The organism is Arthrobacter sp. NPDC058192 (assembly GCF_042883665.1).
GTDB lineage: Bacteria > Actinomycetota > Actinomycetes > Actinomycetales > Micrococcaceae > Arthrobacter.
The window spans coordinates 82,418-100,280 of record NZ_JBHVVJ010000017.1; the positions used below are offsets into that span (position 1 = coordinate 82,418).

The following is a 17,863-nucleotide window of genomic DNA, read 5'->3' on the forward strand; positions in this document are numbered from 1 at the left end:
CCAAACCGTTGCTGTCCGCGGAAAGGGGCAATCGATGAAGTTCATCGGTGCTGGTGCCCGCCCCGGACAGCCCCTGGTCCACCGCGACGCGGTCTTCACGGTACCGAATGTCCTGACCGTGGTGCGCTTCCTCGGCGTTCCCCTGTTCATCTGGCTTGTCCTTGCGGAGCGCAAGTACGGAGCTGCTGCCCTCGTGCTCGCCATCATGGCCGGCACCGACTGGGTGGACGGCTACATTGCCCGCCGCTTCAACCAGATGTCCAAATTGGGTCGCTTAATGGACCCCATTGCCGACAGGCTTTCCCTGATCGCCGTGGCCGTGACCCTGGTGATCGCCGGCGTCGTGCAGTGGTGGTATCTCGTCGCGCTGCTGGTCCCGGACGCCGTCCTGCTGGGGCTGTCATTGTTCTACTTCCACGGACACCCGGACCTGCCGGTGAGCCGCATCGGAAAGGTCCGGACAGGGCTGCTGCTGGTGGGCACGCCGCTGCTGGTGCTGTCCAAACTTCCGGTGCCCGCCGCGGACGTTTACCTCACCCTGGCCTGGATCTGCCTGGGCCTGGGACTGGTGGGGCACTGGATTGCGGCTTACAACTACGTCTGGGCCATCATCGGCAAGGGCAGGCAGCGTCGGGCGCACGACGGCGGCTCCCGCTAATGGTCTGGCTTGCCGTCTTGCTGGCGGTACTTGGGGCCTTCTGCCTGGCCTTTGGTGCGCAGCGCCAGGGAAGTGCGGTCAAAGCCGATACGGGCGGGCTGGCCCTGAGCACGCACGGACTGCTGCGGCTGGCGCGTAATCCGCGCTGGGTCTTCGGGCTCCTGCTGCTCTGCGTCGGGATGGGGATGAACGCCGCCGCCCTAGTCATGGCCCCCCTGACGGTGGTGCAGCCGATCGGCGCGATTGCCCTGGTCATCACCACGGTGGTCAACACCAAGGACCAAGGCCTGAGCATGAACCGGGCGACGGTGGTGGCCATCTCGGCATGCGTGACCGGCTCGGCTCTGTTCGTGGTGCTGGCCGTCAATGTGACGCAGGAAAACCATAACGTCAGTGCCTCCGACGAGCTGACGATCGTCCTTCTCCTGGCTTTGGCGGTGGGGCTCTTCGGCACGCTCGCCCTCCTGTTCCGGCACCGCATGAGCGCCTTCGTCTACATCCTGGGCGCCGGGGTCCTCTTCGGCTTTGTGGCTGTCCTGACCCGCATCATCGGCCGGCACCTCCTGGACTCGAACGGGCTGTTCCTGTTGAACGTGCCGTGGTACAGCGTGGTCGCGATCGCGGCGGCGGGCGCCCTGGGATCGTGGTTCGTGCAGAACGCCTACTCCAGCGGACCGCCTGACCTGGTGATCGCCGGATTGACCGTGATCGATCCCATTGTGGGCATCGCGATCGGCATCGTAATTCTGGGAGAACTGCGTCCGGATGTCCAAGCTGTCCAAGCCATCGCCATGGGGACGGCCGCAACCCTTGCTATCGTGGGAGTGATAGCCCTTTCCAGGCACCACCCGGAAGTCACCAAGCGCAAGAAGGATGCGCGCAAGGCCGCGGGCAGGTCCTAGGGCGTCAGTCCAGACTTCCGCTAACGGCCCGGCGCGCCTGCGCCGAGGGTGTGCCGCCTACGATCCAGCTGTTCTCACAGTGACCACCAGGAGCTCTTCACGTGACCATGTCCGACAACCAGCCCCCGCTGACCATCCTGATTGCCGCTGATACCTACCCGCCCCACGTCAACGGGGCCGCCCAGTTCGGCTACCGCCTGGCGAAGGGGATGACTGCCCGCGGGCACAACGTGCACGTTGCGGCGTGCCGTCCGGGCAAAGGCCCCAGCTTCAGCGAGTTCAGCGACGAGGCCACCGTGCACCGCCTGCGCTCCCATTCCGTGCCCACCCACGAGTACTTCCGGGTCACCTTCCCCTGGGAGATCAAAAAAGAAATCGGGCTGTTGTTTGACCGCGTCCAACCCGACGTTGTGCACATCCAGAGCCACTACATGATCGGCGAGCACGTCCTGTACGAGGCCGTGAAGCGGGGCATCCGGGTGGTGGCCACAAACCACTTCATGCCGGAAAACCTGAACCCCTTCCTTCCGTTCCCCCAGTGGTTCAAAGACATCATCGGCCGGATCTCGTGGAAGGACATGGGCAAGGTCATGGGCCAGGCCGACGTCGTGACTACTCCGACGCCGCTGGCCGCCAAGGCCATGCACCAGCACGCCTTCCTGCGTAAGGTGCTGCCCCTCTCCAATGGCATCGACGCCGCCGCCTACGAGTTGCGTCCCAACGAGACCGTGGAACCCCACGACAGCCCGACTGTCCTCTTCGCAGGCCGGTTGGCCGAGGAAAAGCACGTGGACGTGCTGATCGACGCCGTCGCCAAGACGCCCAAGGACCTCGACATCCACCTGGAAATCGTCGGCGGCGGGGAAGTCCGCCCGGCCCTCGACGCCCAGGTCGCCCGGCTCGGATTGACGGACAGAGTCCGTTTCCTCGGTCTGGCCAGCGACGCCGAGCTCCGCAAGGCCTACATCGCGGCGGACGTGTTCTGCATGCCCGGCACGGCAGAACTCCAGTCACTCGTGACCCTGGAGGCGATGTCCGCCTCGACGCCGGTGCTGCTGGCCGATGCCATGGCGCTGCCCCACCTAGTGCGTGACGGGGAGAACGGCTATCTCTTCAAGCCCAACGACAGCGATGACCTCGCGGCGAAGCTGTCACAGGTGTTCTCGCTGCCCGTCGACGAACGCGAGGCGATGGGGAAGACGAGCCGCGAAATGGTCGAGATCCACAGCATCAAGCGTACGCTGCAGACCTTTGAGGACATTTACCGCGGCGCCAGCTACGACGACCTCGTCGTCTAGCCCGCCTGCCTGGCGGCCCGCCCTGAGCCTCGCCGCTGCTGTGCATGCGGGTCACGAGCAGGCCGGTGCTGCACAAGGGGAACTGTACAAGGCCGGGGCCGTACAGGTGGAGGCCGTACTGGCCGGCGCCGGCCCCCTGACATTCGGGCCGCCGGAGCGGCCTGCACGCGGGATGCGTCTACTATTGCTAGAGTGTTTTTGCCCGGAACCAGTCCGGCCCCCTGCGGGCCGGGCCTGGCTCCGCGCGCAGGGGGCTATAGCTCAGCTGGTTAGAGCGCGGGACTCATAATCCTAAGGTCCTCGGTTCAAGTCCGAGTAGCCCTACATTTCTTGGCGATCCTTCTCTTGGGGGTCCGCACCCACGGGAGCCGTGGCTGACGAACGACGTCGGCTGCGGCTCCTTTCGTGAGGGCGCCTTCTTCTTGGGTGCCGGTGCTTGCAGGGCCACTTAGCCTGCGATATGTTACTCAGTAGTAACATATCGTGGCGCGAAGCCCTCGTCCTTTGGTCGCCGCTGATCGAGTGGAGGAACACTATGTCCAGAGCCGCAATCGACGTCCAGAACCTGCCTTACGCCGACGGCGACTTCTTCGCGTTCGAACAGCTTCTCAGTACCAAGGAACAGGACAGGCTGGCCGAAGTCCGCGAGTTCCTTGCCCGCGAAGTCAGGCCCATCGCCGTCGACTGCTGGAACCGCGCCGAGTTCCCGATGGATCTGCTCCCGAAGCTCGCCGACATCGACCTGGTCAGCCCGGTCAGGAGGCAGGGGTACTCGAACCTCTTCGCCGGCATCCTGCATGCCGAAGCCACCAGGGCGGATACGTCAATCGCAACATTCATGGGCGTCCACGACGGGCTCTTCACTGGGTCCATCGAAGCCCTGGCCTCTCAGGAGCAGCAGGACGCGTGGCTCCCGGACATCTACTCGCTCAAAAAGATCGGCGCCTTCGGCCTGACCGAACCCCTCGGCGGCTCGGACGTTGCCGGCGGCACGCGCACCACGGCACGCCGCGACGGCGGAAACTGGATCATCAACGGTGCCAAGCGCTGGATCGGCAACGCCACGTTCTCCGACTGGGTGGTCATCTACGCCCGGGACGTCGACGACAACCAGGTCAAGGGATTCCTCGTCGATACCGCGAGCGAGGGCTACAGTGCCCAGAAGATCGAGAACAAGATCTCGCTGCGGACTGTCCAGAATGCCGACATTAAGCTCGAGAACGTGGTGGTGCCGGACTTCTTCAAGCTCGCCAACGCCAACAGCTTCCGCGACACCAACAAGGTTCTCAAGGTCACCCGCCTCGCCGTGGCATGGCAGGCGGTGGGCCAGCAGCTCGCGGCCTTCGACGTCGCCCGGCGCTACGCCGTTGAGCGCAGCCAGTTCGGCCGCCCGATTGCCTCCTTCCAAATGGTCCAAAGCCAGCTCGTGCAGATTCTCGGGAACGCGGTCAGCTCCATGGGCATGATGGTGCGGCTTTCCCAGTTGGAGGATGCCGGCCAGGCGAAGGACGAGCAGTCAGCCCTGGCCAAGGCGTTTACCACTGCGCGGATGCGCGAAAGCGTGGCCCTCGGCCGGAGCATTCTCGGCGGCAACGGCATCGTCACGGACTTCGAGATGGCCAAGGTGTTTGCCGATGCCGAAGCCATCTACTCCTACGAGGGCACCCATGAAATCAACACCCTCGTGACGGGCCGGGCCATCACGGGAGTTTCCGCGATCGTCTAATTCACCCCTCAGGTGCCCGTCGAATCCGTTGTCCTCTAATCACGGCACTGCGGTAACTACGGGCAGTGCGGGCGCCTCACGCACGTGCCGCGTGGACGCCGTGACCTAGGCGTGGCATGGAGGCCGTGATCGGGCAGCGTTTTTGCGGTCCGCCGTTTCTCACTCGGCACCCGTCGCTAGTGGAGGCAGCAGGACCGACGGTCGCAGATCCATTACGAACGCCAGCGGGTTCACGTATTCGTCCCCGCGGCGCACGCCCCAGTGAAGACAGGGAGGCGCGCGGCCGCAGTGGCCGGGCTGCACCTGCCCCACGACGTCGCCCTCCGCCACCGTTGTGCCCACTGCCAAAGTGCTGGCCACCGGCTCGAAACTGCTGCGCAATCCGTTGCCGTGATCGATCGTGAGAACTGGCCGGTCCACCACGACACCGACGAAGCTCACCCTTCCGGCCGCCGGCGCAAAGAGCGCGGCGCCGTCGTTGGCTGCTTCCAGGTCGACGCCGCGGTGCCCGCTGAGCCACGGCTTGGCCGGGGGATCGAACGCGCGTAGGACGGCCGGACGGGGGTTGAGCGGCCACCTCCAAGCGGGTGCCGGCACTGGTCCCGCCCCGACAGCCGGCCCCGCCCCGATAACTGGCGCGGGCCCTGCGAGGGGCCCTGCCCTGGCAGCCGGTCCAGATGAGGGCCCGGAAGCGGGGGTGACGAGAGATAGGGTCAGGAGCAGTGCCGCCAGGGAGATCGGAATCTTCATGGCTCCAGCCTGCCGCGGCCCCGCGCCGGCCGGAACCGCTCATGAAGGCTATGTGGATAAGCCTCCGTGGCAGCTCCCGGCCTCGGGGGAGGAACCGAATCAGCCGAAGGAGTCTCGGATTTTCGTCCCCTCGGCCGGTGAAACCGCTCCCGATTTCTTGCCCCACCGCCGGGGAAACCGCTCCCCGGTTTCTTGCCCCGCGGCCGGTGAAACCGCTCCCGGTTTCTTGCCCCGCGGCCGGCGAACCGGTCCCCGTTTCCGGCTCCCCGGCCCGTTGAAACCGGTCCTTCGGGGCGGGGTCGCTGTAGTACACTTGGTGGAGCAGTTTGCTGTGCCCTCACGCTTGTTCATCACGGTGCTTGCATGTTCATTCTCGTGATTGCCAAGCCGGCACGCCTCATTCAGGGGTGCGGGGGAGCAGCAGCTGACTACGCGTATCCAGCCCTCCTCATCAGAAGCCTCGAAACTTCGGCGCGGAGGACTGCGCCTCCTGCGGTCCGCGCCATATGGCGTGGATGGGAAGTGCAGTGGATGCCAGGAGCAGCGCCCGCCCCGGGTGATTGCTAAATAACCGTCAACTATTGGCAGGGTAAGAGCGCCATGGGCTCTCTCATGAATGACCTGCCGGAAGGAGCGTCGGCATGCCCGTCGTAACTATGCGCCAGCTGCTTGACAGCGGCGTCCACTTTGGACACCAGACCCGCCGTTGGAACCCGAAGATGAAGCGCTTCATCTTCACGGAGCGCAACGGGATCTACATCATCGACCTGCAGCAGTCGCTGTCCTACATCGACCGTGCTTACGAGTTCGTGAAGGCCACCGTTGCACACGGCGGCACCGTTCTCTTCGTCGGCACCAAGAAGCAGGCGCAGGAAGCTATCGCCGAGCAGGCCACCCGCGTTGGCCAGCCGTACGTCAACCAGCGTTGGCTCGGCGGTATGCTGACCAACTTCCAGACCGTCTCCAAGCGCATCCAGCGCATGAAGGAACTGGAAGAGATCGACTTCGACGACGTCGCCGGTTCCGCTTACACCAAGAAGGAACTGCTGCTCCTTCGCCGCGAACTCACCAAGCTGGAAACCAACCTCGGTGGTATCCGCAACCTGACCAAGGCGCCGTCGGCACTGTGGATCGTGGACACCAAGAAGGAACACCTTGCTGTCGACGAAGCCAAGAAGCTGAACATCCCGGTTGTGGCCATCCTGGACACCAACTGCGATCCCGACGAAGTCGACTTCCCGATCCCGGGTAACGACGACGCCATCCGCTCCGTCAACCTGCTGACCCGCGTTGTCGCCGACGCCGTTGCTGAGGGCCTCATCGCCCGTAACCAGCGCGCCACCGGGACCACGGAAGCTCCGGAAGAGCCGCTGGCTGAGTGGGAGCGCGAGCTCCTCGAAGGCAACAAGGCCGAAGCTGCTGCAGCTCCCGCCGCTGAGGCTGCCCCGGCCGCCGAAGAAGCTCCCGCCGCTGAGGCTGCTCCGGCTGCTGAAGAAGCACCGGCTTCCGACGAAGCCAAGTAGTCAGACAAGTAAATCTGGATCTCCCCCATGCTGCATGCGGCTGCCTGCGGCGCAGGGGGTACCGACAGGATGGCCGCTCACTCGGTGAGCAGCCGTCCTGTCGGTCCGTACACCACATAAATTTCTAGACAGAGGGGTTCACATGGCGAACTACACTGCCGCTGATATCAAGGCTCTGCGCGAGCGCACCGGCGCCGGCATGATGGATGTCAAGAAGGCTCTTGACGAAGCCAACGGTGACGCCGAGAAGGCCATCGAGATCATCCGCATCAAGGGCCTGAAGGGCGCCACCAAGCGCGAAGGCCGTTCCACCGCCGAAGGCCTGGTTGCTGCCAAGGTCGCCAACGGCGTCGGCGTGATGATCGAAGTCAACTGCGAGACCGACTTCGTTGCCAAGGCTGACAAGTTCATCCAGCTGGCCGACAAGGTTCTGGCCGTGGCCGTCGAGTCCGGTGCTGCCGACCTCGAGGCCCTGCTGGCGACCGAAGTCGACGGCAAGCCGCTGTCCGAGGTCGTCGTCGAAGAGGGCGCCGTTCTGGGCGAAAAGGTTGTTGTCCGCCGGATCTCCCGCATCGAGGGCGCTACGGTCGACGCTTACCTGCACAAGACCTCCAAGGACCTTCCGGCCCAGGTCGGCGTCCTGTTCGCTGTCGACGGTGAAGGCGAAGCAGCCGCCACCGCCGCCCACGATGTCGCCGTTCACGTCGCCGCCATGGCTCCGAACTACCTCTCCCGTGAGGACGTTCCGGCCGAGCTCGTCGAGTCCGAGCGCCGCATCGCCGAGGAAACCGCAAAGGCCGAGGGCAAGCCCGAAGCCGCGATGACCAAGATCGTGGAAGGCCGGGTCACCGGCTTCTACAAGGGCGAGGTCCTGGTTGACCAGGCATTCGCCAAGGATGCCAAGAAGTCTGTGGCGCAGGTCCTCGAAGAGGCCGGCGTCAAGGGAACCGCGTTCGCGCGTTTCCGCGTCGGTTCCTAGTCAGGCACTAGTCAGACACCGGTCAGACAATAGTCAGACACGCTGAGGGGGTGGTCACCACGGTGGCCACCCCTTTTGCGTGCACGCACGAGGCGACCCGGTTACGGCCGAAATGTCGCCCCGTGCCCCAGCACGATAACCTAACTCAGAGTTCACCAACGGGAAGGCACCATGGAAACCGTCACCACTTCAGCCCAGCCAAAGAAGAACAGGCGCCGCGTCCTCTTGAAGCTCTCCGGCGAGGTCTTCGGCGGCGGGAAGCTGGGCGTTGACCCCGATACCGTCCGTGGCGTGGCCAAGCAGATCGCGGCCGCAGTACCCGACGTCGAAGTCGCAATCGTCGTCGGCGGAGGCAATTTCTTCCGCGGCGCCGAACTGTCCCAGAGCGGCATGGACCGGTCCCGGGCCGACTACATGGGCATGCTCGGAACCGTCATGAACTGCCTCGCGCTGCAGGACTTCCTGGAACAGGCCGGGGTCGAAACCCGCGTGCAGAGCGCCATCACTATGGGCCAGGTGGCCGAGGCGTACATTCCCCGCCGTGCCATCCGCCACATGGAAAAGGGCCGGGTTGTCATCTTCGGTGCCGGCGCCGGGCTGCCCTACTTCTCGACCGACACGGTAGCGGCGCAGCGCGCCATGGAGGTCCACGCCGACGTCGTCCTGATGGCCAAGAGCGGCGTCGACGGCGTCTACACCGCCGACCCCAAGAAGGACCCGACGGCGGAAAAGCTGCACCGCCTCAGCTACGACGACGCCCTCCGCCGCGATATCCGGGTGATGGACCAGACCGCGATGACCATGTGCAAGGACAACAACCTCACCATGGTGGTCTTCGGCATGGAAGGCGAGGGCAACGTCACCCGCGCCATTCGCGGTGAAGACCTGGGCACCGTAGTTACCCCCTAGCGCTGTCATCCCCTGGCTACGGCTAGGATGTTTTCAGGACCTTTCCGCCGCCAGGCGGAAGACACAGGCGCACAAGATCGTGCCGCGCCCCGGCCGCCGGGGTGCACAAATTTTGGAGGAGAGACCGTGATCGAAGAAACCTTGCTCGAAGCCGGGGACAAGATGGACAAGGCAGTTGAGGTAGCCAAGGAAGACTTCGCCTCGATCCGGACCGGCCGTGCGACGCCTGGCCTGTACAACAAAGTCATTGTTGAGTACTACGGCACGCCGACGCCGCTGCAGCAGCTGGCCTCCTTCGCGGTCCCGGATGCCCGCACCATTCTTGTCACCCCGTACGACAAGACGGCCCTGCGGGACATTGAGCGCGCCCTGAGCGACTCCGAGGTGGGTGCCAACCCCTCAAACGACGGCAACGTCATCCGGATCACGATTCCCGAGCTGACCAGCGAACGTCGCAAGGAATACGTCAAGATCGTCAAGTCCAAGGGCGAGGACGCGAAGGTGTCCATCCGCAACATCCGACGCAAGGCGAAGGAAACCCTGGACAAGCTCGTCAAGGACGGCGAAGCCGGTGAAGATGAGGGCGCGCGCGGTGAGAAGGAATTGGACGCCATCACCAAGGCCCACGTGGACGGAATCGACGAGCTGCTCAAGCGCAAGGAAGCTGAGCTGCTCGAGGTCTGATGAATCAGGCACACGAAGCCTCCGGGCCGCGCGCCCGGAGGCGGGGGACGCAACGAGAAAACCCGACGCCGAAAGCGGGCCGGAACCTGCCAGCCGCCACTGGGGTTGGGCTTGGCATGCTCGTGGCGGTCCTCGGCGGACTGCTGTTCCTCCCGCTCGGCTTCATTCTGGTCACCACGGCCTTCGCGGTCTTCGGCGTCTGGGAGATCTTCCGTGCGCTGGAGGCCGCAGGCACACGCCTGCCCATCGTCCCGGTAATGGTCGGCACGTTGGCGATGCCGCTCGCCGCCTATTTTGGCGGCCTCGAAAGCCTGCTCTTTGCCATGCTTGTGAGCAGCGTGGCCGTGTTGTTGTGGCGAACCATTGAAGGCGCCGCCGGATCGGCGCGCAGCATTTTTGCCGGGGTCTTCACCCTGTCCTGGGTGCCGTTCCTGATCAGCTTTGCCGGGTTGCTGTTGCATACGCCCGAGGGCGAGACTCCCATCGGACTCTGGCCCGACGGCGTGATTCCGCCGGGCGCCTGGCAGATCGCGACGCTTCTGCTGCTGGTGGTGGCCAATGACACCTTCGGCTACCTGGTGGGCGCCTCCCTCGGCAAGCATCCGATGGCCCCCAAGATCAGTCCCAAGAAGACGTGGGAAGGCTTCGCGGGCTCAATCGCCGGCGCCGTGATTGTCGGCGTCCTCGCCACGGTCTTCGTGCTGGGCATTCCATGGTGGGTCGGCGTCGTCCTTGCCGTCGGCATGGTGGCGGCCGCCACGGCGGGGGACCTTGCCGAGTCCATGGTCAAGCGGGAGCTAGGCATCAAGGACATGAGCAGCATCCTCCCCGGGCACGGGGGCGTGATGGACCGCCTGGACTCGATCGTTTTCGCCGCACCGACGGCGTTCATCCTGTTCTCCGCTGTGGCCGGTGTCTAGGCGCATCCCGGATTAGATTTTCCGGCGCCTAGAATGGAGCCGAGCAAACCAGCCGAACGGCATCGAAGGAACAAAGTTACAGTGGACATTCAACGGCAAATCCCGGCGTCTTTTGACCGCGTGCAGCGGAACCAGTATGGCTACAACGCCAGGCAGGTCGACGATTTCCTGCAACGCGCACGGGTGTCATTCGAATCTCCGAGTTCGACCGGGCGGGCCATCAAGAGCGCGGACGTCCGGGCTGTCTCCTTCGACCCCGTCAAGGGCGGCTACGCCGCAGCCGGCGTGGACGCTGCGCTGGACCGGCTGGAAGACGCCCTTGCCCGCCGGGAGCGCGATGAGTTGGTTGCCGAACGTGGCGAGGAGGCATGGCTGCGCGAAATCGGCCGGCTCGCGGGCGTCCTGCGCGGGCGTCTGCACCGCCCGGACGGTCAGCGCTTCCGGCGCCCGTCCAAGGCCAAGGTGCGCAGCTACAACACCGCTGACGTTGACGACCTCTGCCGCGAGCTGATCGGCTACCTCGAAGAGGACCAGCCGCTGAGCGTGGACAACGTCCGGCGCGCCGTCTTCCGCCCCGCGGTGGGCCCGGACGGCTATGAGGAAAGCCAGGTCGACGCGTTCCTGGAGCGCGCCGTCGAGCTCATGGCGGCAATCGACTAGTTCTGCCCGCCCGTGCGGGCGGCGGGCTGCGCCTATCCGCCGTGGTGGCCCGAGGCAGGGGTCCCGTGGCTGCCATGGGGCACCGCGAGTTGGCCGGCCGTGGAGGCTGCCAGGCCCGGTGTGGCCACTGCAGCCACCAGAACTGCACAGCCAAATGCGGCCAGCAGGAGCCGTCCGGGCCGAAGACCGGCTGTGTCCGCGCCTGCGGCCGCCGTGGCCGCGCCTGCGGCAGCCATGGCCGCGCCGGAGTTCCGCCGGCGGAGCCAGCCCGCGGCCGCCAGGATCATGAGGGTCAGGAGCAGGGCGGCCAGGTGGCTCACCGCGAGCGACCCGCTGCTCAGCGGCTGCCCTCCGGCCGCCGCGAGAGCATGCACGAGCGCCGCTCCCACCAGTAGTGCCGTGGCCGGACCGGTCCACAGCAGCTGTCCCCGGCGCAGGGTCAGGACCGTCCACGCAAGGATGGCTAAACCCCAGATCCCGGCGACGGCGCCCGCCGCCGCGACGCCGCCAGCCGGCGGGGCGCCTGCTCCTGCGGCCGGTGGCAGGAGCAGGCTCGCTGAGATCGCCAAATTTACCGCGCCGGCGCCGAATCCGGCGAAGCCGGCAAGGAGCCCGACGGCCGCAGCCCTAGTACCGCTGGAAGCCGTACCGCTGGAAGCAGTACCGCTGTCCGCCGTCGCGCGACAGAGTTTGTGCCGCGGAACTGACTGCATCTCGACCATCCCTTTGCCTTCACTAGTGACGCTGCTAGGCGCCGTGAGCTGACTGCTGAACAGAGCTAACTGCTGAACAGAGCTAACTGCTGAACAGAACCCCCGCTGGTTAACAGAACGGTCCTACGCGTGGGCGCGGGCAGGAGCGACTGCCTTGTCCATGGAGAGTCCGACGCCCAGCAGCAGCACGGCACTGGCAAGGTGCAGGACGTTGTCCGGACCGTTCAGGGCGATGATGTTCAGCGGTGAGCTGAGCAGGAAAAGCCCGATGATGCCCACGAGCAAGTACACGGCCCCGACGGCGGTGTTGACGGCCTTCGCCGCGGCCACGCCCTTGAGGCCGGCGTAGAGCAAGGCGGCGCCGATGGCGAGGTGGATGACGTTGTGCAGAGGGTTCACCTCGAAGATGATGAGGTTGGAGCCTTCTGTGGCGGCGAAGCCGACGCCGGAGGTGACCACAAATCCAAGGAGGCCCACAAGCAGGTAGACGGCTCCGAAGACGGTGGCGGTTAAACGGTTCGGTGATGTGCGCATGGTCCGAATCCTTTCTACGGGCCGACGTGCTGATCGGCCGGGGTGGGAGCCCCCGGACGGGACTCTCTGTAGGCGATTCGGACTATTCGCCCTTGTGGATGGGCGCGGTCCGGGAACTTTTCCAAAGTCAGCCCTCCGGCCGAAGGCGGATAGTCACCATCTTCAGCTCATCGCGGCCCTCGAAGCGATAGACCAGCACCACCCGCTTGGTGGCACACTCGATGAATCCGGCGATGTCGGCGGCGTTGGCACCGTTGCTCGAGTTGACCTTAACGCTGGAGTAGGTCGGTTTGCAGGTTCCGTCCAGCCCCAGGCTCTGTACCCCGGCGGCAAACTCCTCCCGGGACAACTTCTGCATGAGCGCCGGGTCCAGGTAATTCTCGTAGGCATTGTTGACGTCGCCGGCGATGATCAGCTTGGTGAACTCGTCCGACAAGGCCCGGGCCTGGTTGGTGGCACCGCCCACCAAGCTGACCAGGATCGCGGCGCCGGCACCGGCGGCGGCCAGCAGGAGGACACCGCCGACAATCCCCAAGACGATCCACAACGCCTTGCGGCTCGTCTTTGGCGGCGGCTGGCCCGGGCCCACGTAGGACGGTGGCCCTGGCGGCCCGGGCAGCGGCCCGTAGGACGGTGGGCCATAGGGCGGGGCGTAGTTGGCGGGCGGGGCGTAGTTGGGCGAAGCGCCGCTTGGAGGCGGCCCAGACGGCGGAACCCCGTTGGAGGAGGTCGGCCCATACGGTGGGGCGCCGTTCGGTGGAGCGTAGGGTGCGGAGCCGGCAGAGGGGGCCACGTCGTCGTCGGGCGGGCCGGGCCGGGCCGCATAGTAGGGAATGGGCGGCTCCCCGGGCGCCGGATGCCCGGCTGCGGGCTCAGAACCTGGCTGGGGCGGGACCGGGCGGTGCTGTTCCTGAGGACTGCTCACGGTTCAAGCCTTTCCGGCAGTCCAGACAGCCACTGCCCTTTTTATGCAGGGCCGCCTGCGGACCCAAGGACTCAAGGACACCCAACGGACACAGCCTAGCGCCGCCGTCGGCGACCGGACAGATCACCAGAACCACCAAAGCTGCAGATCAGCGTGGAGCCAGGGGACCGGATGCGCAGATCAGGCGTCGCCGGACCCGCGCTCCAGCAGAGGCTGTATCCGGAACGGGATCAGCTCACCCATCGCAAGGGCCGTGTCGGTGCGGTCTACGCCGTCGCAGGCCAGAATCTTGCCGTTGATCCGGAACAGATCCTCGGCATCGAGCGCCACCACCCGCAGGAGCAGGTCGGCAGAGCCCGTCAGACCGTAGCCCTCAAGGATTTCCGGAATACCGGCAAGGGCGGCGGCCAGAGTGCCAAGCTTTTGTTGCTGCACGTGGACGGAGATGAACGCCATCAGCGGGTAGCCGAGGGCCGCGGGGTTGATGCGTCGCTCAAAGGAGAGGAAGACGTGCTTCTTCTCCAGTTGGGCCATCCTGGCCTGCACCGTGTTTCGCGATAGTCCCAGCTTTTGGGCGAGGGCAACCACAGTCCCCCGGGGATCCCGGGCCATCGCCGAAAGCAGGCGGGTGTCGGTGCCATCCAAAGCTTGCATAATGCGCAAGATTAGCACGGCCGTGACTGTCTACGGCGTGCACAATGCTCAATATTATTACGGGCGGTTGTACCCAATGAGCATTGTGAGTAGGGTCACAATTATCCGGGGCAACGGCGCCCGGGCGGCTGGCGCGCCGCGGGATCACGAGTCCTGCGAGCTCCGGTCAGACGACGTCAGAAGGTGCGGACAAACTGTGTTAACCGACGACGCGGGCAAGGGCGGAATTGTCGCCGGGAGCCCCCGAAACAGTGAAGATTCAACGCGGCGTGCGGGCGGCGATCTCGTCCAGCTCATCACCCCGGCGGGTGAGCGAATCAGCCATCCGGAGTTTGATCCATGGCTCCAGGATGTCAGTGATGAGCAGCTTGGCTCGCTCTATGAGGACATGGTGGTCATCCGCCGGATCGACGCCGAGGCTACCGCTCTCCAGCGACAGGGCGAGCTCGCACTCTGGCCGCCGCTGCTGGGCCAGGAAGCATCCCAGATCGGCTCGGCCCGCGCGCTGCGCGAGGACGACTTCGTTTTCCCCAGTTACCGGGACAACGGCGTCGGCTATTGCCGCGGGGTCAAGGTCGAGGACCTGGTCCGGGCCTGGCGCGGCAGCGCATCGTCCGGCTGGGACCCTTACACCGTCAATGTGGCCACCCAGCAGATCATCATCGGCGCGCAGTCCCTGCATGCCACCGGATATGCGATGGGCATCCAGAACGACGGCGCCGACTGCGTCGCCGTGGCCTACTTCGGCGACGGCGCAACGAGCGAAGGCGACGTCAATGAAGCCATGGTCTTTGCCGCGAGCTTCCAGGTACCGGTCGTCTTTTTCTGCCAGAACAACCACTGGGCCATCTCCGAGCCCGTCCGCGTGCAGTCCCACATCCAGCTGGCGGACCGCGCCGTGGGCTTCGGCATTCCCAGCATGCGGGTGGACGGAAACGATGTCCTCGCCGTCATGGCGGCCACGCGCATCGCCCTGGACCGCGCGAGGCGGGGCGGCGGTCCCACGTTCATCGAGGCAGTGACCTACCGGATGGGCCCGCATACGACGGCGGATGACCCCACCCGCTACCGGGACGCCAACGAGCTCGAGGACTGGGCCGCCAAGGACCCAATCGCCCGGCTGAAATCCCTCCTGGAGCGCAAGGGGCTGCTCACGGCGGACCTTGAGGCCGCCGTCGCCGCGAAGGCTGACGTGGTGGCTGCGGAACTGCGCGCCGGCACCATCAACATGCCCGACCCGGAGCCGCTGGATATCTTCAAGCACGTCTACAGCACGCCCAACTCCTGGCTTGACCGCCAGCAGGACCACTACTCCCGCTACCTGGCTTCCTTCGGCGATCCCGCAGAAGCCGCTTCTGAAGAAGGTGCACGCTGATGACGCAGATGACCTTTGCCCGAGCCATCAATTCGGGCCTGCGCAAGTCCCTCGAAAACGATCCCAAGGTAGTGCTGATGGGGGAGGACATCGGTGCCCTGGGTGGCGTTTTCCGCGTTACCGACGGCCTGCAGAAGGACTTCGGGAAGCACCGCGTCGTGGACACGCCGCTGGCGGAATCCGGCATCATGGGGACCGCCGTCGGTTTGGCCTACCGCGGGTACCGGCCCGTGGTGGAGATCCAGTTCGACGGGTTCATTTATCCGGCGTTCGACCAGATCGTCAGCCAGGTCGCCAAGATGCACTACCGCACGCGGGGCGCCGTCAAGATGCCCATCACCATCCGCGTCCCGTTCGGCGGCGGCATCGGCTCCCCGGAACACCACTCCGAGTCGCCGGAGGCCTACTTCACCCACACCTCGGGGCTGCGCGTCGTCAGTGTCTCCAACCCCCAGGACGCCTACACCATGATCCAGCAGGCCATCGCGTCCGATGATCCCGTGCTGTACTTCGAACCCAAGCGGCGCTACCACGACAAGGGCGAGGTGGACGAGTCCCTCGACCTTAACAGTGCCCTCTCCATGGAAAAGGCCCGCGTGGTCACCGAGGGCAGGGACGTGACCCTCGTGGCGTACGGCCCGCTGGTCAAGACTGCCCGCGACGCCGCCCTCGCCGCCGCCGATGAAGGCGTCTCGGTCGAGGTGATCGACCTGCGCTCGCTGGCCCCGCTGGACTTCGACGCCCTGGAGGCCTCGGTCCGCAAGACCGGCAGGCTGGTCATCACGCACGAAGCCTCTCAGTCCGGCGGCCTCGGCGCCGAAATCGCCGCGAGCATCACCGAGCGCTGCTTTTACCACCTCGAGGCCGCCCCGGTCCGGGTGACCGGCTTCGACGTTCCATACCCGTACTCGAAGCTGGAAATGCACCACCTTCCGGGGCTTGACCGGATCCTCGACGGCGTAGACCGTGCCCTGGGACGCCCCAACTCCCTCAGCGGGCTGGAAGGATGAGCGCCACCATGATCAAGGAATTCAGACTTCCGGACCTCGGTGAAGGACTGACCGAGTCGGAAATCGTGGCCTGGAAGGTCGCGGTGGGTGACACCGTGACCCTCAACCAGATCATTGCCGAGGTGGAGACCGCCAAGGCCGTCGTCGAGCTGCCCTCGCCGTTTGCCGGCGTGGTGGCGGCCTTGCACGAACAGCCCGGGACCGTGGTTGAGGTCGGAAAGCCGATCGTCTCCTTTGAAATTGAGGGCGACGACGGCGCCGGCGGTTCGGCCCCCGCTGCAGAAACCGCCAAGCGCGAGCCGAACCTGGTGGGCTACGGGGCAGTGCTCGAAGCCTCCGGCCGGCCCGCGCGCCGCGCCCGCACCTTCGCTTCCAGTGCGGCTGCGGCCGCCCCGGTTGCGGCCGAACCGGCTGCCCCGGTGGTTGCGGCCGAACCGGCTGCCCCGGTGGTTGCGGCCGAACCGGCTGCCCCGGTTGCGGCCGCCGCGCCTCCCGCGGAGCGTCCGCGGTCCACGCCGCCGGTGCGCAAGCTCGCCAAGGATCTCGGCGTCGACCTTGAGGCGGTCACCGGCTCGGGGGTGAGCGGGCTCATCACCCGCGACGACGTCCGGAACTTCGTCGGCGGCGGGGACCTGCCTGCCGCGGCGCAGGAGCTCGCCGGTGCGCAGGCACTTGGTGGCCCGGAGACTCAGCCGGCCGGGCCGGCCCAGGGTGCGCGGGAGACCCGCATTCCGATCAAGGGGGTGCGCAAGTTTACGGCCGCCGCCATGGTGGCGAGCGCCTTCACCGCGCCGCACGTGACGGAGTTCCTGACCATTGACGTCACGCCCACGATGGAGCTGCTGGGCCGGCTGAAGGACAGCCGGGCATTTGCCGGGTACAAGCTCACGCCGCTGACGTTGGTGTCCAAGGCCGTGCTGATCGCCCTGCGCAATCACCCGACCCTCAACGCCCGCTGGGACGAGGCCAGCCAGGAGATCGTCCAGTTCAACTACGTCAACCTGGGCATCGCGGCGGCAACCCCGCGGGGCCTGACGGTTCCTAACATCAAGGACGCGGACCGGCTGTCGCTTCGGGAGCTGTCCTCCGCGCTAACGGAACTGACGGACACCGCCCGGGCGGGCAAGACGAGCCCGGAGTCCCTCTCCGGCGGCACGATCTCCATCACGAACATCGGTGTCTTCGGCATTGATGCCGGCACGCCCATCCTGAATCCTGGTGAGGCTGCCATCCTGGCCCTCGGCGCGGTCCGGAAGATGCCGTGGGAGTACCAGGACGAGGTCGCGCTGCGCCAGGTCATGACCCTCAGCCTCTCCTTCGACCACCGCCTGGTGGACGGCGAACAGGGATCGCGGTTCCTCCAGGACCTCGGCACCATGCTGGCCGACCCGGGCATGGTCCTCGCAATGGTCTAACCCGGGCTCTGTGCTGCCGGCCGTTCCTCGAAAGGGGAGCGGTCGGCTGCTTTGTTCTCTCCGGGTTTTCCGTCCGGGGGCACTTTGAGGGGGATTTCGACGTCGGCGGCCTGATTTGGCGGCGTGTCGGCGCCAAAGTCGCCCCGGATGGCGGAGGAGGGGCAGCGGGGAGAGGGTGCGGGGCGCCGGGCGGTGGGGTGCGGTGTGCGGGGTGCCTCGGGTTCGGAG

18 protein-coding genes and 1 tRNA gene are annotated in these 17,863 nt (G+C 66.0%); 14 read left to right on the plus strand and 5 right to left on the minus strand.

From position 1 onward, the window contains the following. Positions 1-34: 34 nt before the first annotated feature. The 5 genes from ACFVVK_RS16780 to ACFVVK_RS16800 all read left to right on the plus strand — a co-directional run bounded on the left by ACFVVK_RS16780 (position 35) and on the right by ACFVVK_RS16800 (position 4,584). Positions 35-658 (plus strand): CDP-alcohol phosphatidyltransferase family protein, encoded by a 624-nt coding sequence (locus ACFVVK_RS16780; protein WP_390269329.1) that lies wholly within the window; start codon positions 35-37, stop codon positions 656-658. Then, positions 658-1,560 carry a DMT family transporter gene (locus ACFVVK_RS16785; protein WP_390269332.1) on the plus strand — a complete coding sequence of 301 codons (903 nt, stop codon included), beginning with the start codon at positions 658-660 and terminating at the stop codon, positions 1,558-1,560. Before ACFVVK_RS16780 ends, ACFVVK_RS16785 begins: the two co-directional genes overlap by 1 nt. A 107-nt stretch (positions 1,561-1,667) precedes the next feature. After that, positions 1,668-2,858 carry a glycosyltransferase gene (locus tag ACFVVK_RS16790; protein WP_390269473.1) on the plus strand — a complete coding sequence of 397 codons (1,191 nt, stop codon included), beginning with the start codon at positions 1,668-1,670 and terminating at the stop codon, positions 2,856-2,858. A gap of 250 nt (positions 2,859-3,108) precedes the next feature. Further along, positions 3,109-3,182 (plus strand) — tRNA-Ile (locus ACFVVK_RS16795). Between the two features lie 211 nt (positions 3,183-3,393). Beyond that, positions 3,394-4,584: an acyl-CoA dehydrogenase family protein gene (locus ACFVVK_RS16800; protein ID WP_390269335.1), complete on the plus strand. Its 1,191-nt coding sequence runs from the start codon at positions 3,394-3,396 to the stop codon at positions 4,582-4,584. 159 nt (positions 4,585-4,743) lie between these two features. Here ACFVVK_RS16800 and ACFVVK_RS16805 read toward each other — a convergent pair whose 3' ends face one another. Next, a complete protein-coding gene (locus tag ACFVVK_RS16805; protein WP_390269338.1) occupies positions 4,744-5,334 on the minus strand; it encodes a M23 family metallopeptidase in 591 nt (196 codons plus the stop codon). Positions 5,335-5,975: 641 nt separating this feature from the next. On the opposite strand from ACFVVK_RS16805, the gene rpsB reads away from it, so the two are divergent. The 6 genes from rpsB to ACFVVK_RS16835 all read left to right on the plus strand — a co-directional run bounded on the left by rpsB (position 5,976) and on the right by ACFVVK_RS16835 (position 11,009). Further along, positions 5,976-6,857 carry a 30S ribosomal protein S2 gene (rpsB, locus tag ACFVVK_RS16810; protein WP_390269341.1) on the plus strand — a complete coding sequence of 294 codons (882 nt, stop codon included), beginning with the start codon at positions 5,976-5,978 and terminating at the stop codon, positions 6,855-6,857. 142 nt (positions 6,858-6,999) lie between these two features. Beyond that, positions 7,000-7,836 carry a translation elongation factor Ts gene (tsf, locus tag ACFVVK_RS16815; RefSeq protein WP_390269344.1) on the plus strand — a complete coding sequence of 279 codons (837 nt, stop codon included), beginning with the start codon at positions 7,000-7,002 and terminating at the stop codon, positions 7,834-7,836. 171 nt (positions 7,837-8,007) lie between these two features. Further along, on the plus strand, positions 8,008-8,745 hold the full coding sequence (gene pyrH / locus ACFVVK_RS16820; RefSeq protein WP_018774549.1) for a UMP kinase: 738 nt from the start codon (positions 8,008-8,010) through the stop codon (positions 8,743-8,745). A gap of 126 nt (positions 8,746-8,871) precedes the next feature. After that, positions 8,872-9,429, plus strand: a complete 558-nt coding sequence (frr, locus tag ACFVVK_RS16825) for a ribosome recycling factor (protein ID WP_390269348.1) — start codon at positions 8,872-8,874, stop codon at positions 9,427-9,429. Next, on the plus strand, positions 9,429-10,349 hold the full coding sequence (locus ACFVVK_RS16830; protein ID WP_390269351.1) for a phosphatidate cytidylyltransferase: 921 nt from the start codon (positions 9,429-9,431) through the stop codon (positions 10,347-10,349). Before frr ends, ACFVVK_RS16830 begins: the two co-directional genes overlap by 1 nt. A 33-nt stretch (positions 10,350-10,382) precedes the next feature. After that, positions 10,383-11,009 (plus strand): DivIVA domain-containing protein, encoded by a 627-nt coding sequence (locus ACFVVK_RS16835; protein ID WP_390269354.1) that lies wholly within the window; start codon positions 10,383-10,385, stop codon positions 11,007-11,009. A 32-nt stretch (positions 11,010-11,041) separates the two neighbouring features. Here the strand turns inward: ACFVVK_RS16835 and ACFVVK_RS16840 are convergent, their stop codons facing one another. The 4 genes from ACFVVK_RS16840 to ACFVVK_RS16855 all read right to left on the minus strand — a co-directional run bounded on the left by ACFVVK_RS16840 (position 11,042) and on the right by ACFVVK_RS16855 (position 13,835). After that, positions 11,042-11,722: a hypothetical protein gene (locus ACFVVK_RS16840; RefSeq protein WP_390269357.1), complete on the minus strand. Its 681-nt coding sequence runs from the start codon at positions 11,720-11,722 to the stop codon at positions 11,042-11,044. Positions 11,723-11,845: 123 nt separating this feature from the next. Then, positions 11,846-12,256: a DUF4383 domain-containing protein gene (locus ACFVVK_RS16845; RefSeq protein ID WP_390269360.1), complete on the minus strand. Its 411-nt coding sequence runs from the start codon at positions 12,254-12,256 to the stop codon at positions 11,846-11,848. A 127-nt stretch (positions 12,257-12,383) separates the two neighbouring features. Next, entirely contained in the window at positions 12,384-13,181 is a 798-nt protein-coding gene (locus tag ACFVVK_RS16850) for a hypothetical protein (RefSeq protein ID WP_390269363.1), read from the minus strand. Between the two features lie 180 nt (positions 13,182-13,361). After that, positions 13,362-13,835 carry an Lrp/AsnC family transcriptional regulator gene (locus ACFVVK_RS16855; RefSeq protein ID WP_390269366.1) on the minus strand — a complete coding sequence of 158 codons (474 nt, stop codon included), beginning with the start codon at positions 13,833-13,835 and terminating at the stop codon, positions 13,362-13,364. Positions 13,836-14,031: 196 nt separating this feature from the next. Here ACFVVK_RS16855 and pdhA point away from each other — a divergent pair, with 196 nt between their 5' ends. Genes pdhA through ACFVVK_RS16870 form a run of 3 tightly spaced genes read left to right on the plus strand, consistent with a single transcriptional unit; the run spans position 14,032 to position 17,635 of the window. Then, on the plus strand, positions 14,032-15,210 hold the full coding sequence (gene pdhA / locus ACFVVK_RS16860) for a pyruvate dehydrogenase (acetyl-transferring) E1 component subunit alpha (protein WP_390269369.1): 1,179 nt from the start codon (positions 14,032-14,034) through the stop codon (positions 15,208-15,210). Then, on the plus strand, positions 15,210-16,220 hold the full coding sequence (locus ACFVVK_RS16865; protein WP_390269372.1) for an alpha-ketoacid dehydrogenase subunit beta: 1,011 nt from the start codon (positions 15,210-15,212) through the stop codon (positions 16,218-16,220). The genes pdhA and ACFVVK_RS16865 overlap by 1 nt, the downstream gene beginning before the upstream one ends. After that, a complete protein-coding gene (locus ACFVVK_RS16870; RefSeq protein ID WP_390269375.1) occupies positions 16,217-17,635 on the plus strand; it encodes a dihydrolipoamide acetyltransferase family protein in 1,419 nt (472 codons plus the stop codon). The genes ACFVVK_RS16865 and ACFVVK_RS16870 overlap by 4 nt, the downstream gene beginning before the upstream one ends. Positions 17,636-17,863: the final 228 nt, after the last annotated feature.

Bases quoted from the DNA above. Each gene is read 5' to 3' on its own strand.
- ACFVVK_RS16870 (WP_390269375.1), top strand. From the start codon at position 16,217: ATGAGCGCCACCATGATCAAGGAATTCAGACTTCCGGACCTCGGTGAA.
- pyrH (WP_018774549.1), top strand. From the start codon at position 8,008: ATGGAAACCGTCACCACTTCAGCCCAGCCAAAGAAGAACAGGCGCCGC.
- ACFVVK_RS16835 (WP_390269354.1), top strand. From the start codon at position 10,383: ATGGAGCCGAGCAAACCAGCCGAACGGCATCGAAGGAACAAAGTTACA.
- rpsB (WP_390269341.1), top strand. From the start codon at position 5,976: ATGCCCGTCGTAACTATGCGCCAGCTGCTTGACAGCGGCGTCCACTTT.
- ACFVVK_RS16780 (WP_390269329.1), top strand. From the start codon at position 35: ATGAAGTTCATCGGTGCTGGTGCCCGCCCCGGACAGCCCCTGGTCCAC.
- ACFVVK_RS16840 (WP_390269357.1), bottom strand. From the start codon at position 11,722: ATGCAGTCAGTTCCGCGGCACAAACTCTGTCGCGCGACGGCGGACAGC.
- ACFVVK_RS16845 (WP_390269360.1), bottom strand. From the start codon at position 12,256: ATGCGCACATCACCGAACCGTTTAACCGCCACCGTCTTCGGAGCCGTC.
- ACFVVK_RS16855 (WP_390269366.1), bottom strand. From the start codon at position 13,835: ATGCAAGCTTTGGATGGCACCGACACCCGCCTGCTTTCGGCGATGGCC.
- ACFVVK_RS16785 (WP_390269332.1), top strand. From the start codon at position 658: ATGGTCTGGCTTGCCGTCTTGCTGGCGGTACTTGGGGCCTTCTGCCTG.
- tsf (WP_390269344.1), top strand. From the start codon at position 7,000: ATGGCGAACTACACTGCCGCTGATATCAAGGCTCTGCGCGAGCGCACC.
- ACFVVK_RS16805 (WP_390269338.1), bottom strand. From the start codon at position 5,334: ATGAAGATTCCGATCTCCCTGGCGGCACTGCTCCTGACCCTATCTCTC.
- ACFVVK_RS16865 (WP_390269372.1), top strand. From the start codon at position 15,210: ATGACGCAGATGACCTTTGCCCGAGCCATCAATTCGGGCCTGCGCAAG.
- ACFVVK_RS16800 (WP_390269335.1), top strand. From the start codon at position 3,394: ATGTCCAGAGCCGCAATCGACGTCCAGAACCTGCCTTACGCCGACGGC.
- ACFVVK_RS16790 (WP_390269473.1), top strand. From the start codon at position 1,668: ATGTCCGACAACCAGCCCCCGCTGACCATCCTGATTGCCGCTGATACC.
- ACFVVK_RS16830 (WP_390269351.1), top strand. From the start codon at position 9,429: ATGAATCAGGCACACGAAGCCTCCGGGCCGCGCGCCCGGAGGCGGGGG.